Annotated in this window: 11 protein-coding genes; 10 read left to right on the forward strand and 1 reads right to left on the reverse strand. The window is 59.1% G+C overall.

The genetic code is table 11. The features are described from left to right. Window positions 1–43 precede the first annotated feature (43 nt). The 6 genes from dnaJ to RGV33_RS03870 all read left to right on the forward strand — a co-directional run bounded on the left by dnaJ (window position 44) and on the right by RGV33_RS03870 (window position 7614). Window positions 44–1168 carry a molecular chaperone DnaJ gene (gene dnaJ / locus RGV33_RS03845; RefSeq protein WP_010174305.1) on the forward strand — a complete coding sequence of 375 codons (1125 nt, stop codon included), beginning with the start codon at window positions 44–46 and terminating at the stop codon, window positions 1166–1168. Between the two features lie 10 nt (window positions 1169–1178). Continuing rightward, on the forward strand, window positions 1179–1985 hold the full coding sequence (gene dapB / locus RGV33_RS03850) for a 4-hydroxy-tetrahydrodipicolinate reductase (protein WP_322143161.1): 807 nt from the start codon (window positions 1179–1181) through the stop codon (window positions 1983–1985). 259 nt (window positions 1986–2244) lie between these two features. Next, window positions 2245–3381: a glutamine-hydrolyzing carbamoyl-phosphate synthase small subunit gene (gene carA / locus RGV33_RS03855; RefSeq protein WP_322143162.1), complete on the forward strand. Its 1137-nt coding sequence runs from the start codon at window positions 2245–2247 to the stop codon at window positions 3379–3381. A gap of 105 nt (window positions 3382–3486) precedes the next feature. Then, complete coding sequence (carB, locus tag RGV33_RS03860) at window positions 3487–6708, forward strand: carbamoyl-phosphate synthase large subunit (RefSeq protein WP_322143163.1); 3222 nt, start codon at window positions 3487–3489, stop codon at window positions 6706–6708. Then, window positions 6705–7181 carry a transcription elongation factor GreA gene (gene greA / locus RGV33_RS03865; RefSeq protein WP_076013757.1) on the forward strand — a complete coding sequence of 159 codons (477 nt, stop codon included), beginning with the start codon at window positions 6705–6707 and terminating at the stop codon, window positions 7179–7181. Before carB ends, greA begins: the two co-directional genes overlap by 4 nt. A 28-nt stretch (window positions 7182–7209) precedes the next feature. Beyond that, window positions 7210–7614 (forward strand): MFS transporter, encoded by a 405-nt coding sequence (locus tag RGV33_RS03870; protein WP_322143164.1) that lies wholly within the window; start codon window positions 7210–7212, stop codon window positions 7612–7614. A gap of 8 nt (window positions 7615–7622) precedes the next feature. On the opposite strand, the gene yhbY is transcribed toward RGV33_RS03870, so the two are convergent. Further along, the gene (gene yhbY, locus RGV33_RS03875; RefSeq protein ID WP_076013755.1) at window positions 7623–7931 is read right to left on the reverse strand and encodes a ribosome assembly RNA-binding protein YhbY; all 309 of its coding nucleotides are present in this window, start codon (window positions 7929–7931) and stop codon (window positions 7623–7625) included. A 105-nt stretch (window positions 7932–8036) separates the two neighbouring features. Here yhbY and rlmE point away from each other — a divergent pair, with 105 nt between their 5' ends. From rlmE to glmM, 4 genes are all read left to right on the forward strand, one after another. Further along, entirely contained in the window at window positions 8037–8687 is a 651-nt protein-coding gene (gene rlmE, locus RGV33_RS03880; RefSeq protein WP_003212203.1) for a 23S rRNA (uridine(2552)-2'-O)-methyltransferase RlmE, read from the forward strand. Window positions 8688–8887: 200 nt separating this feature from the next. Continuing rightward, window positions 8888–10798 carry an ATP-dependent zinc metalloprotease FtsH gene (ftsH, locus tag RGV33_RS03885; protein WP_322143165.1) on the forward strand — a complete coding sequence of 637 codons (1911 nt, stop codon included), beginning with the start codon at window positions 8888–8890 and terminating at the stop codon, window positions 10796–10798. Window positions 10799–10806: 8 nt separating this feature from the next. Then, window positions 10807–11658 carry a dihydropteroate synthase gene (folP, locus tag RGV33_RS03890; RefSeq protein WP_322143166.1) on the forward strand — a complete coding sequence of 284 codons (852 nt, stop codon included), beginning with the start codon at window positions 10807–10809 and terminating at the stop codon, window positions 11656–11658. A 16-nt stretch (window positions 11659–11674) separates the two neighbouring features. Beyond that, window positions 11675–13012: a phosphoglucosamine mutase gene (glmM, locus tag RGV33_RS03895; RefSeq protein ID WP_322143167.1), complete on the forward strand. Its 1338-nt coding sequence runs from the start codon at window positions 11675–11677 to the stop codon at window positions 13010–13012. Window positions 13013–13032 lie beyond the last annotated feature (20 nt).

Below are 13032 nucleotides of genomic sequence, written 5' to 3' on the forward strand. Positions count from 1 at the left end.
CTCAGGAGGGTTTTGCCGGACGTCCTTAAGAGTGCAAAGACTTATGGCAAAGCGTGACTATTACGAAGTGTTGGGTGTGGAGCGCGGCTCCAGCGAGGCGGACCTGAAAAAGGCTTACCGTCGCCTGGCGATGAAGCACCACCCGGACCGTAATCCGGATAACAAAGAATCCGAAGACCTGTTCAAAGAGGCCAATGAGGCCTACGAATGCCTGTGTGATCCAAACAAGCGTGCAGCTTACGATCAGTACGGCCATGCCGGTGTCGACCCGAGCATGGGTGGCGGCGGTGCCGGTTTCGGCGGCCAGAACTTCTCCGATATTTTCGGCGACGTGTTCAGCGACTTCTTTGGCGGCGGCCGCGGTGGCCAGCGTGGCGGTGCCCAGCGTGGCAGCGACCTGCGTTACACCCTGGAGCTGAACCTGGAAGAAGCAGTGCGCGGCACCAGCGTCAATATCCGTGTTCCGACGCTGGTCAACTGCAAGCCGTGCGACGGTTCGGGCGCCAAGAAAGGCTCTTCGCCGATCACGTGCCCGACGTGCGGCGGTATCGGCCAGGTGCGGATGCAGCAAGGCTTCTTCTCGGTGCAGCAAACCTGCCCGCGTTGTCATGGCCAGGGCAAGATCATTTCCGACCCATGCGACTCGTGCCACGGCGAAGGGCGTGTCGAAGAGTACAAGACCCTCTCGGTGAAAGTGCCGGCGGGTGTTGATACCGGCGACCGCATTCGTCTGTCGGGCGAAGGCGAGGCGGGCACGCAGGGCGGCCCGACGGGCGACCTGTACGTGGTGATCAATGTGCGCGAGCACTCGATCTTCCAGCGCGACGGCAAGCATCTGTTCTGTGAAGTGCCGATCAGCTTTGTGGATGCGGCCCTGGGTGGCGAGCTTGAGATTCCGACGCTGGACGGTCGGGTCAAGCTGAAGATTCCCGAAGGTACGCAAACCGGCAAGCAGTTCCGTATCCGTGGCAAAGGCGTTGCGCCGGTGCGCGGTGGCGGTGCCGGCGACTTGATGTGCCGTGTGGCGGTAGAAACGCCAGTGAACCTGGGTCGTCGTCAGCGTGAACTGCTGGAAGAATTCCGCAGTTCGCTGGCTGGCGATGACACGCATTCACCAAAAACCACCGGCTGGTTCGAAGGCGTGAAGCGCTTCTTCGGCGACCTGTAAGGAAGTGAGTATGCGACGTATCGCGGTGATGGGCGCTGCCGGGCGCATGGGCAAAACCCTGGTCGAGGCTGTACAGGCGCGCTCGCCGGCCTCCGGGCTGACGGCGGCGATTGTGCGTCCCGGCAGCACCTTGATTGGTGCGGATGCGGGTGAATTGGCGTCCCTGGGGCGCATTGGCGTTTCGTTGTCCGGCAACCTGGAGCAGGTCTCCGATGAGTTCGACGTACTGATCGATTTCACCCTGCCAGACGTGATGCTGAAAAACCTGGCGTTCTGCCGCAAGGCGGGCAAAGCCATGGTCATTGGTACCACCGGCCTGAGTGCCGAGCAAAAGCAACTGCTGGTGGAGGCGGGCAAGGATATTCCTATAGTGTTCGCGGCCAACTTCAGTGTCGGTGTCAATCTGTCGCTGAAGCTGCTCGACATGGCGGCGCGGGTGATGGGCGATGAGGCTGACATCGAGATCATCGAGACTCATCACCGGCACAAGATCGATGCGCCGTCCGGTACGGCGTTGCGCATGGGTGAGGCGATTGCCGACGCCCTTGGGCGGGACCTGTCGAAGGTGGCGGTGTATGGTCGCGAAGGTCACACCGGCGCTCGTGCTCACGACACCATCGGTTTTGCCACCGTGCGCGGTGGCGACGTGGTGGGCGACCACACGGTGCTGTTCGCAACCGAAGGCGAGCGTCTTGAGATTACTCACAAGGCGTCGAGCCGCATGACGTTCGCCAAGGGTGCCGTACGTGCGGCGCTGTGGCTGGATGGCCGTGCGCCAGCCCTGTACGACATGCGCGACGTGCTGGACCTGCATTAAGAAGTAGCTAAAACGGGGTCTCAGGATTATCCTAAGGCCCCGTTTTTACCCGCTAGGCGACGTCCTGTCGCATTCCCCTGCCTTTAAGGCTCATTAGCGGTGGACCAAAAAAGCCTTTTTCTGTAAGCTACAGCTTTAGTGTGTCCACTAAAAGCGCGCAGAATAATTCGGTGAAGAAGCGGGGTGACGTGTCCATACGTCACTCCGCTTTTTTACAACCTGCGATCGCCCTTTCAGGCTTTATTTACGGGAGGTCTTCTTGACTAAGCCAGCCATACTCGCCCTTGCTGATGGCAGCATTTTTCGCGGCGAAGCCATTGGAGCCGACGGTCAGACCGTTGGAGAGGTGGTGTTCAACACCGCCATGACCGGCTATCAGGAAATCCTTACCGATCCTTCCTACGCCCAACAGATCGTTACCCTGACCTATCCGCACATCGGCAACACCGGTACTACACCGGAAGACGCCGAGTCTGATCGTGTCTGGTCGGCGGGTCTGGTAATTCGCGACCTGCCACTGGTTGCGAGCAACTGGCGTAACACGATGTCTTTGTCTGATTACCTGAAAGCCAACAACGTTGTGGCGATCGCCGGTATCGATACGCGTCGCCTCACACGCATCCTGCGTGAAAAAGGCTCGCAGAACGGCTGCATCATGGCCGGTGACAACATCTCTGAAGAAGCAGCGATCGCAGCAGCCCAGGGTTTCCCTGGCCTGAAAGGCATGGACCTGGCGAAAGTCGTCAGCACCAAGGACCAGTACGAGTGGCGCTCCACTGTCTGGGACTTGAAGACCGACAGCCACGCGACCATCGACGCGTCCGAGCTGCCTTACCATGTCGTGGCCTACGACTACGGTATCAAGCACAACATCCTGCGCATGCTGGTGGCGCGCGGTTGCCGCGTGACCGTAGTGCCGGCGCAAACCCCGGCCAGCGACGTTCTGGCCCTGCAGCCAGACGGTGTATTCCTGTCCAACGGCCCGGGTGACCCGGAGCCTTGCGACTACGCCATCAAGGCGATCAAGGAAGTCCTGGAAACCGAGATTCCGGTATTCGGTATCTGCCTCGGCCATCAACTGCTGGCCCTGGCTTCCGGCGCCAAGACCCTGAAAATGGGCCACGGCCACCACGGTGCCAACCACCCGGTGCAGGACCTGGACACGGGCGTGGTGATGATCACCAGCCAGAACCACGGTTTTGCGGTGGATGAAGCGACTCTTCCGGGCAATGTCCGGGCGATTCACAAGTCGCTGTTCGACGGTTCCCTGCAAGGCATCGAGCGCACCGACAAGAGCGCGTTCAGCTTCCAGGGCCACCCTGAAGCAAGCCCGGGCCCGAACGACGTAGCGCCGCTGTTCGACCGTTTCATCAATGAGATGGCCAAGCGACGCTAACTGAGCGGCCTGAGGGTGGCCCGGGAAACCGGCGGCCCCCTCAGGCTCTTCAAAGATTGTTCAAGACGGCTTGCCGACTGACCTGCGGATTTGAGTGACAAACCCATGCCAAAACGTACAGACATAAAAAGCATCCTGATTCTCGGCGCTGGCCCGATCGTAATCGGCCAGGCCTGCGAATTCGACTACTCCGGCGCCCAGGCCTGTAAAGCCCTGCGCGAAGAGGGTTACCGCGTCATTCTGGTGAACTCCAACCCGGCCACCATCATGACCGACCCGGACATGGCCGACGCCACCTATATCGAGCCGATCAAGTGGCAGACCGTTGCCAAGATCATCGAGAAAGAGCGTCCGGACGCGCTGCTGCCAACCATGGGTGGCCAGACCGCCCTGAACTGCGCACTGGACCTGGAGCGCGAAGGCGTCCTGGAGAAGTTCGGCGTAGAGATGATCGGCGCCAATGCCGACACCATCGACAAGGCTGAAGACCGTTCGCGTTTCGACAAGGCCATGAAGTCCATCGGCCTTGATTGCCCGCGTTCGGGTATCGCCCACAGCATGGAAGAGGCCAGCGTGGTCCTCGAGAAGCTTGGCTTCCCGTGCATCATCCGTCCGTCCTTCACCATGGGCGGCACCGGCGGCGGTATTGCCTACAACCGTGAAGAATTCGAAGAAATCTGCGCCCGCGGCCTGGACCTGTCTCCGACCAAAGAGCTGCTGATCGACGAATCCCTGATCGGCTGGAAAGAATATGAAATGGAGGTTGTCCGCGATAAAAAGGACAACTGCATCATCGTTTGCTCCATTGAAAACTTTGACCCGATGGGCGTGCACACCGGTGACTCGATCACTGTTGCGCCAGCACAGACCCTGACGGACAAGGAATACCAGATCATGCGCAACGCCTCGTTGGCGGTGCTGCGTGAGATCGGCGTGGAAACCGGTGGCTCCAACGTCCAGTTCGGCATCTGCCCGGACACTGGCCGCATGGTTGTGATCGAGATGAACCCGCGTGTATCGCGTTCTTCGGCGCTGGCATCGAAAGCGACCGGCTTCCCGATTGCGCGCATCGCTGCCAAGCTGGCGATCGGTTACACCCTGGACGAACTGCAGAACGAAATCACGGGCGGCGCAACGCCGGCATCCTTCGAGCCGTCGATCGACTACGTCGTCACCAAGCTGCCACGCTTCGCTTTCGAGAAATTCCCGAAAGCCGACGCCCGCCTGACCACTCAGATGAAGTCGGTCGGTGAAGTCATGGCCATCGGCCGGACCTTCCAGGAATCCCTGCAGAAAGCCCTGCGTGGCCTGGAAGTGGGTGTTTGCGGCCTGGACGAGAAACTCGACCTGAGCAACCCGGAAAGCATGAGCGTGCTCAAGCGCGAGCTGACCGTGCCGGGCGCCGAGCGTATCTGGTACGTGGCCGATGCTTTCCGCGCCGGCATGACCGTCGAAGACATCTTCGGCATGAACATGATCGACCCGTGGTTCCTGGTGCAGATCGAAGATCTGATCAAGGAAGAAGAGAAGGTCAAGACCCTCGGCCTGTCTTCTATCGACCGCGACCTGATGTTCCGCCTCAAGCGCAAAGGCTTCTCCGACATGCGCCTGGCCAAGCTGCTGGGTGTGACCGAGAAGAACCTGCGCACGCATCGCCACAAGCTGGATATCTACCCGGTCTACAAGCGCGTTGATACTTGTGCGGCCGAGTTCGCAACCGACACCGCGTACATGTACTCCACCTACGAGGAAGAGTGCGAAGCCGCGCCGTCGGGCCGCGACAAAATCATGATCCTGGGTGGCGGTCCAAACCGTATCGGGCAAGGCATCGAGTTCGATTATTGCTGCGTACACGCCGCTCTCGCCCTGCGCGAAGACGGGTACGAGACCATTATGGTCAACTGCAACCCGGAAACTGTTTCCACTGACTACGACACGTCCGACCGTCTGTACTTCGAGCCGGTAACGCTTGAAGACGTGCTGGAAATCTGTCGCGTCGAGAAGCCAAAAGGCGTGATCGTCCAGTACGGCGGCCAAACCCCGCTGAAACTGGCTCGCGCACTTGAAGCTGCTGGCGTGCCGATCATCGGTACCAGCCCTGACGCTATCGACCGTGCCGAAGACCGTGAGCGCTTCCAGCAAATGGTTGAGCGCCTGAACCTGCGTCAGCCGCCCAACGCCACCGTGCGCAGCGAAGACGAAGCGATTCGCGCCGCCAGCAAAATCGGTTATCCGCTGGTAGTGCGTCCGTCCTACGTACTGGGCGGCCGGGCGATGGAAATCGTCTACGAAGAAGAAGAGCTCAAGCGTTACCTGCGTGATGCAGTGAAAGTGTCCAACGACAGCCCGGTGCTGCTGGACCACTTCCTCAATTGCGCCATCGAGATGGACGTGGATGCGGTCTGCGACGGCACCGACGTGGTGATCGGCGCGATCATGCAGCACATCGAACAGGCTGGCGTTCACTCCGGTGACTCCGCTTGCTCGCTGCCGCCGTACTCGTTGCCTGCGCACATCCAGGACGAGATGCGCGAACAGGTCAAGAAGATGGCCCTGGAGCTGGGCGTGGTCGGCCTGATGAACGTTCAGTTGGCGCTGCAAGGCGAAGACATCTACGTTATCGAAGTCAACCCGCGTGCTTCGCGTACCGTGCCATTTGTTTCCAAGTGCATCGGTGTTTCCCTGGCGATGATTGCCGCGCGCGTGATGGCCGGTAAGACCTTGAAGGAAATCGGCTTCACCAAGGAAATCATCCCGAACTTCTACAGCGTGAAAGAGGCGGTGTTCCCATTCGCCAAGTTCCCTGGCGTGGACCCGATCCTGGGCCCAGAGATGAAGTCCACCGGTGAAGTGATGGGCGTGGGCGATACCTTCGGTGAAGCGTTCGCCAAAGCCCAGATGGGCGCCAGTGAAGTGCTGCCGACCGGCGGTACTGCGTTCATCAGCGTACGCGATGATGACAAGCCACTGGTTGCAGGCGTGGCCCGTGATCTGATCAACTTGGGCTTCGAAGTCGTGGCCACTGCCGGGACCGCCAAGCTGATCGAGGCTGCCGGCCTGAAAGTGCGTCGCGTGAACAAGGTGACGGAAGGCCGTCCACACGTGGTCGACATGATCAAGAATGACGAAGTCACCTTGATCATCAACACCACCGAAGGTCGCCAGTCGATCGCGGACTCCTACTCCATTCGTCGTAACGCCTTGCAGCACAAGATTTACTGCACCACCACCATTGCTGCTGGCGAAGCTATCTGCGAAGCGCTCAAGTTCGGTCCTGAAAAAACCGTGCGCCGCTTGCAGGATCTACACGCAGGATTGAAGGCATGATCAAATACCCAATGACCGTCCAGGGCGCAAAAGCCCTGGAAGAAGAGCACGCCCACCTGACCAAGGTCGTCCGTCCGAAGTTGAGCCAGGACATCGGTACGGCCCGGGAACTGGGCGATCTGAAGGAAAACGCTGAATACCATGCTGCTCGCGAGCAGCAAGGTATGGTTGAGGCGCGGATCCGTGACATCGAAGGCCGCATGCAGAATGCGGTGATCATCGACGTCACGACCATCCCGAAGACCGGCAAGGTGATTTTCGGCACTACCGTGGAAATCGCCAACGTCGAGACTGACGAAAGCGTGGTTTACCACATCGTGGGTGAAGACGAGGCCGACTTCAAACTCGGCAAGATCTCCGTCGGCTCGCCGCTGGCCCGCGCCTTGATTGCCAAGGAGGAGGGTGATGTGGTGGCCGTCAAGACGCCTGGTGGCGTGATCGAGTACGAGATTGTCGAAGTTCGTCACATCTGAAAGACGGCGCCCGCTTCGTGCGGGCGCCATGCTTTGGCAGTTTGCCCAGATGCTTTGGGTTGGCGGCCTATGGCTGTTACATATTGGTGTGCTACCGGCGCTGGGCCTGATTGGCCTGGCACCGTTGCTGATCGATGAGGTCGGCGGATTGTTAAGTGCGTTGCTGGTGGGTTTTGCAGCGGCGTGCGTGACGCTTCAGGCGCTGGTGCTGGTCAAGGCCGAAGGCTTGGGGAGTTTGTGGCGGGATATTCGCGGGCAACTGCTGTTGATGGCGCTGTATGCGTGCGCAATGTTTTGCGTGGTGCGCATCTTTCTGCCGGAAGCGTTGCGCTGGCAGCTGTTCAGCTATCTTGTGCTAGGGTTTTCCGGGTTGGTGCTGGTTGTACAGCCGGCGCCAGGATGGAGTGGCAGGGCGCGCGAAGCACGCCCGTGACCCTTGTTTCACTTGAAGCGGTGTACGTTCGACAGTTGCTTGTTGACGCTGAAGTTCTTGCGATACAGCAGCGCCATCTTGCCGATGACCTGAACCAGGTCCGCTTTGCCAGCCTTGCACAGTTCTGCAATGGCTGCCAGGCGCGCCTCGCGATCAAGGATGCTGACCTTGATCTTGATCAGTTCATGATCGCCCAATGCGCGTTCAAGTTCGGCTAACACACCTTCAGTCAAACCGTTGTCAGCCACAGTCAAAACTGGTTTCAGATGGTGGCCAATGGATTTGTACTGTTTCTTCTGCTCTTGAGTGAGCGGCATAATCTGACCCCTGCGTCTGATCTTGTAAAAAGCGGCGGCCAGTTTACCCGAGCGAGTCCGGGACCGCCCAGTTAATCACGACCCGTTTTATTTTCGAGGTGGCCCGTGGCCCGTTCCAAAACTAGCCTTAAGTGGCTGCAAGAGCATTTCAACGATCCTTACGTCAAAATGGCGCAAAAGGATGGCTACCGCTCCCGGGCCAGCTACAAGCTGCTGGAGATCCAGGAAAAGGACAAGTTGATCCGCCCTGGCATGAGCGTAATCGACCTGGGGGCCGCCCCGGGTGGCTGGTCCCAGGTGACCAGTCGTCTGATTGGTGGGCAAGGTCGCTTGATCGCATCCGACATCCTGGAAATGGACAGCATCCCGGACGTGACCTTTGTTCACGGCGATTTTACCCAGGATGAAGTGCTGGCACAGATCCTCGAGGCAGTCGGAAATTCGCAGGTAGACCTTGTGATTTCCGATATGGCCCCCAATATGAGTGGATTACCAGCTGTTGATATGCCGCGAGCCATGTTCCTTTGCGAATTGGCACTGGACCTGGCGGGACGGGTACTACGTCCGGGTGGTGATTTTCTGGTCAAGGTCTTCCAGGGTGAAGGCTTCGACGAGTATCACAAGAACATCCGCAAGCTGTTCGACAAGGTACAGACACGCAAACCTGACTCTTCCCGGGACAGGTCCCGTGAGCAGTATTTGCTGGGTCGCGGTTTCCGTGGCATTGAAGGCGCTGCCAGTGAAGAGCGTTTTTGAGGAATTTGACGGAGGCGATAGGTTTTTTTATATCGCTTTCGTCACGAAGCTTTACGAATATTGTGTAGTCAAAGTTTCACAAAGGGTTACAGACGGCGCCTGCCAGAGTTGTAGGTAATGTAGTAAGTTAGGCCGGTGAATATCATGCGAAGCACGCGCCAGTAGCGGAGCTTGCTTCAGAGGGTAGTTAATTGAACGATATGGCAAAGAATCTGATCCTGTGGTTGATCATCGCGGCTGTCCTCGTGACGGTGATGAACAACTTCTCCAGCCCTAACGAGCCGCAGACCCTCAACTATTCCGACTTCATCCAGCAAGTTAAGGATGGCAAGGTCGAGCGCGTAGCAGTTGACGGCTACGTGATTACCGGCAAGCGCAACGATGGCGACAGCTTCAAGACCATCCGTCCGGCAATCCAGGACAATGGCCTGATCGGCGACCTGGTGGATAACCACGTGGTCGTTGAAGGCAAGCAGCCTGAGCAGCAGAGCATCTGGACCCAGCTCCTGGTAGCCAGCTTCCCGATCCTGGTGATCATTGCCGTGTTCATGTTCTTCATGCGCCAGATGCAAGGTGGTGCGGGAGGCAAGGGCGGGCCGATGAGCTTCGGCAAGAGCAAGGCACGCCTGCTTTCCGAAGACCAGGTGAAGACCACCCTGGCTGACGTTGCCGGTTGCGACGAAGCCAAGGAAGAAGTGGGTGAGCTGGTAGAATTCCTGCGCGACCCGGGCAAGTTCCAGCGTCTGGGCGGCCGCATTCCACGCGGTGTGCTGATGGTTGGCCCGCCAGGTACCGGTAAAACCCTGTTGGCCAAGGCTATTGCCGGCGAAGCCAAAGTACCTTTCTTCACCATTTCCGGTTCCGATTTCGTCGAGATGTTCGTCGGTGTCGGTGCCAGCCGTGTTCGCGATATGTTCGAGCAGGCCAAGAAGCACGCGCCATGCATCATCTTCATCGATGAAATCGACGCCGTTGGTCGCCATCGTGGTGCTGGTATGGGTGGCGGTCATGATGAGCGTGAGCAAACACTTAACCAGTTGCTGGTTGAGATGGACGGCTTCGAAATGAACGACGGCATCATCGTGATTGCCGCGACCAACCGTCCTGACGTACTCGACCCTGCGCTGCTGCGTCCGGGCCGTTTTGACCGTCAGGTTGTGGTCGGTCTGCCAGACATCCGTGGCCGTGAACAGATTCTGAAAGTGCACATGCGCAAAGTGCCGATGGGCGACGACGTGGCTCCGGCCGTAATTGCCCGTGGTACGCCTGGCTTCTCCGGTGCCGACCTTGCCAACCTGGTAAACGAAGCCTCGCTGTTCGCAGCCCGTACCGGCAAGCGCATCGTCGAAATGAAAGAGTTTGAACTGGCGAAAGACAAGATCATGATGGGCGCCGAGCGCAAATCCATGGTCATGTCCGAGAAAGAGAAGCAAAACACCGCCTATCACGAAGCCGGTCACGCCATTGTCGGTCGCGTTGTGCCTGAGCATGACCCCGTCTACAAAGTGTCGATCATTCCTCGTGGTCGGGCGCTGGGCGTCACCATGTTCCTGCCGGAAGAGGATCGCTACAGCCTCTCCAAGCGTGCGTTGATCAGCCAGATCTGCTCGCTGTACGGTGGCCGGATCGCGGAAGAGATGACCTTGGGCTTCGACGGTGTTACTACCGGTGCTTCCAACGACATCATGCGTGCCAGCCAGATTGCACGGAACATGGTGACCAAGTGGGGCCTGTCGGAAAAACTCGGTCCCTTGATGTATGCCGAGGACGAAGGCGAGGTGTTCCTGGGTCGCGGTGGTGGCGGTCAAGCTGCCAGCTTCTCCGGGGAGACCGCCAAGCTGATCGACTCCGAAGTGCGCAGCATCATTGACCAGTGCTACGGCACGGCCAAGCAGATCCTCACAGACAACCGTGACAAGCTCGACGCCATGGCTGATGCCCTGATGAAGTACGAGACCATTGATGCCGAGCAGATCGACGACATCATGGCCGGTCGTACGCCTCGCGAGCCTCGTGATTGGGAAGGTGGTTCGGGTACTTCGGGCACGCCGCCAGTGGTACAGAACGAGCGCCCTGAAGCTCCGATCGGCGGCCCGGCTGCTGACCATTAAGGTTTGAAATGACTTCTGCGTTGTCCTCGACCCGGTTGCCTTGCGGCAGCCGGGTTCTTGATTTGGCCCAAACACACGTTATGGGCATTCTTAACGTAACCCCTGATTCCTTTTCCGATGGTGGCCGCTTCAGTCAGCTTGATGCTGCGTTGCGCCATGCAGAGGCCATGGTGGCAGCTGGCGCGACCCTGATTGATGTCGGTGGCGAATCGACGCGCCCTGGGGCTCGTGCGGTGTCTCCCTTGGAGGAGCTGGAGCGGGTCGCGCCCATTATCGAGCGCATTCATCGAGAGCTGGATGTCATCATCTCTGTCGACACGTCGACGCCAGCCGTCATGCGCGAAAGCGCGCGGCTGGGCGCCGGGTTGATCAACGATGTGCGTTCCCTGCAGCGCGATGGCGCCCTGGATGCGGCCGCTGCCACGGGCCTGCCGGTTTGCCTGATGCACATGCTCGGTGAGCCGGGCACGATGCAGGACGACCCGCATTACGACAACCTGGTCGGTGAAGTGAAAGGCTTTCTTGCCGAGCGCATGGCCCAATGCGTCGCGGTGGGGATTGCCCCGGAGAGGATCATCCTCGACCCGGGATTTGGCTTTGCCAAGACCCTGCAACACAATTTAAGCCTGTTCAAGCATATGGAATCCCTGCATGCCCTTGGTCGCCCCCTGCTGGTAGGGGTTTCGCGCAAGAGCATGATAGGTCTGGCGTTGAATCGTCCGGTGGGTGAGCGCCTGCATGGCGGCCTGGCACTCGCGGCGCTTGCCGTGGTGAAGGGTGCGCGTATCTTGCGGGTGCATGACGTTGCCGAGACGGTAGATGTAGTGCGGATGATCGCAGCGGTTGAATCAGCCGAATAAGAATGATGGAGCACTTATGACTAAAAAATATTTTGGCACCGATGGCATTCGCGGTCGGGTCGGCGAATTTCCGATTACTCCAGACTTCATGCTCAAGCTGGGCTGGGCCGCCGGCATGGCGTTCCGCAGCATGGGCGCCTGTCGCATCCTGGTGGGCAAGGACACGCGTATCTCGGGGTACATGTTTGAGTCTGCGCTGGAGGCAGGTCTGTCTGCTGCCGGCGCTGATGTGATGTTGCTGGGCCCGATGCCTACGCCGGCGATTGCTTACCTGACGCGTACCTTTCACGCTGAAGCCGGTATCGTGATCAGTGCTTCGCACAATCCTCACGATGACAACGGCATCAAATTCTTCTCGGGCCAGGGCACCAAACTGCCGGACGAGATCGAACACATGATCGAAGAGTTGCTGGATGCGCCGATGACCGTCGTCGAGTCGAGCAAGCTGGGCAAGGTTTCGCGGATTAACGACGCTTCTGGCCGTTATATCGAGTTCTGCAAAAGCAGCGTGCCGAGCAGTACCAATTTTGCCGGGTTGAAAGTCGTCATCGACTGCGCCCACGGTGCGACGTACAAGGTTGCGCCGAGTGTGTTCAAGGAGCTTGGTGCAGACGTTACTGTGCTGTCGGCCCAGCCTAACGGCTTGAACATCAACGACAACTGCGGCTCGACCCACATGGGGCAGTTGCAGGCGGCGGTGCTGGCCGAGCATGCCGACTTGGGTATTGCGTTCGACGGCGACGGCGATCGGGTATTGATGGTCGACCACACCGGTGCAATTGTTGATGGCGATGACCTGTTGTTTATCATTGCCCGCGACTTGCATGAGCGCAACAAGCTGCAGGGCGGCGTCGTGGGTACCTTGATGAGCAATCTCGGGCTGGAGCTGGCACTGGCAGACCTGGGGATTCCGTTTGTGCGCGCCAATGTCGGTGACCGCTATGTGATCGCTGAACTGCTGGAGCGCAATTGGCAGGTGGGCGGCGAGAACTCCGGGCATGTGGTGTGCTTCCAGCACACGACTACCGGGGACGCGATTATTGCGGCGCTGCAAGTGCTGCTGGCACTGCGTCGTCGCGAAGAAAGCCTGGCGCAGGCGCGCCAGGCGCTGCGCAAGTGTCCGCAAGTGCTGCTCAACGTGCGGTTTGCGGGCGGTGACAACCCTATCGAGCATCCGTCCGTGAAAGAGGCCAGCGAGCGTGTCACTGCCGCCATGGCGGGTCGTGGCCGGGTCTTGCTGCGCAAGTCAGGTACCGAGCCTTTGGTGCGTGTCATGGTCGAAGGCGAGGACGAAACACAGGTTCGCGGCTATGCCGAAGAGCTGGCAAAACTGGTAACTGAAGTTTGCGCCTGAATTCGGCTTGCCAGTGATGA

The sequence above is a fragment of the Pseudomonas sp. Bout1 genome (genome assembly GCF_034314165.1).
In the GTDB taxonomy this organism is placed as follows: Bacteria; Pseudomonadota; Gammaproteobacteria; order Pseudomonadales; family Pseudomonadaceae; genus Aquipseudomonas.

Excerpts from the sequence above, each read along its gene's own strand:
- RGV33_RS03870 (WP_322143164.1), top strand. The coding sequence starts at position 7,210 with ATGCTTTGGCAGTTTGCCCAGATGCTTTGGGTTGGCGGCCTATGGCTG.
- carB (WP_322143163.1), top strand. The coding sequence starts at position 3,487 with ATGCCAAAACGTACAGACATAAAAAGCATCCTGATTCTCGGCGCTGGC.
- folP (WP_322143166.1), top strand. The coding sequence starts at position 10,807 with ATGACTTCTGCGTTGTCCTCGACCCGGTTGCCTTGCGGCAGCCGGGTT.
- glmM (WP_322143167.1), top strand. The coding sequence starts at position 11,675 with ATGACTAAAAAATATTTTGGCACCGATGGCATTCGCGGTCGGGTCGGC.
- yhbY (WP_076013755.1), bottom strand. The coding sequence starts at position 7,931 with ATGCCGCTCACTCAAGAGCAGAAGAAACAGTACAAATCCATTGGCCAC.
- dapB (WP_322143161.1), top strand. The coding sequence starts at position 1,179 with ATGCGACGTATCGCGGTGATGGGCGCTGCCGGGCGCATGGGCAAAACC.
- greA (WP_076013757.1), top strand. The coding sequence starts at position 6,705 with ATGATCAAATACCCAATGACCGTCCAGGGCGCAAAAGCCCTGGAAGAA.
- ftsH (WP_322143165.1), top strand. The coding sequence starts at position 8,888 with ATGGCAAAGAATCTGATCCTGTGGTTGATCATCGCGGCTGTCCTCGTG.
- dnaJ (WP_010174305.1), top strand. The coding sequence starts at position 44 with ATGGCAAAGCGTGACTATTACGAAGTGTTGGGTGTGGAGCGCGGCTCC.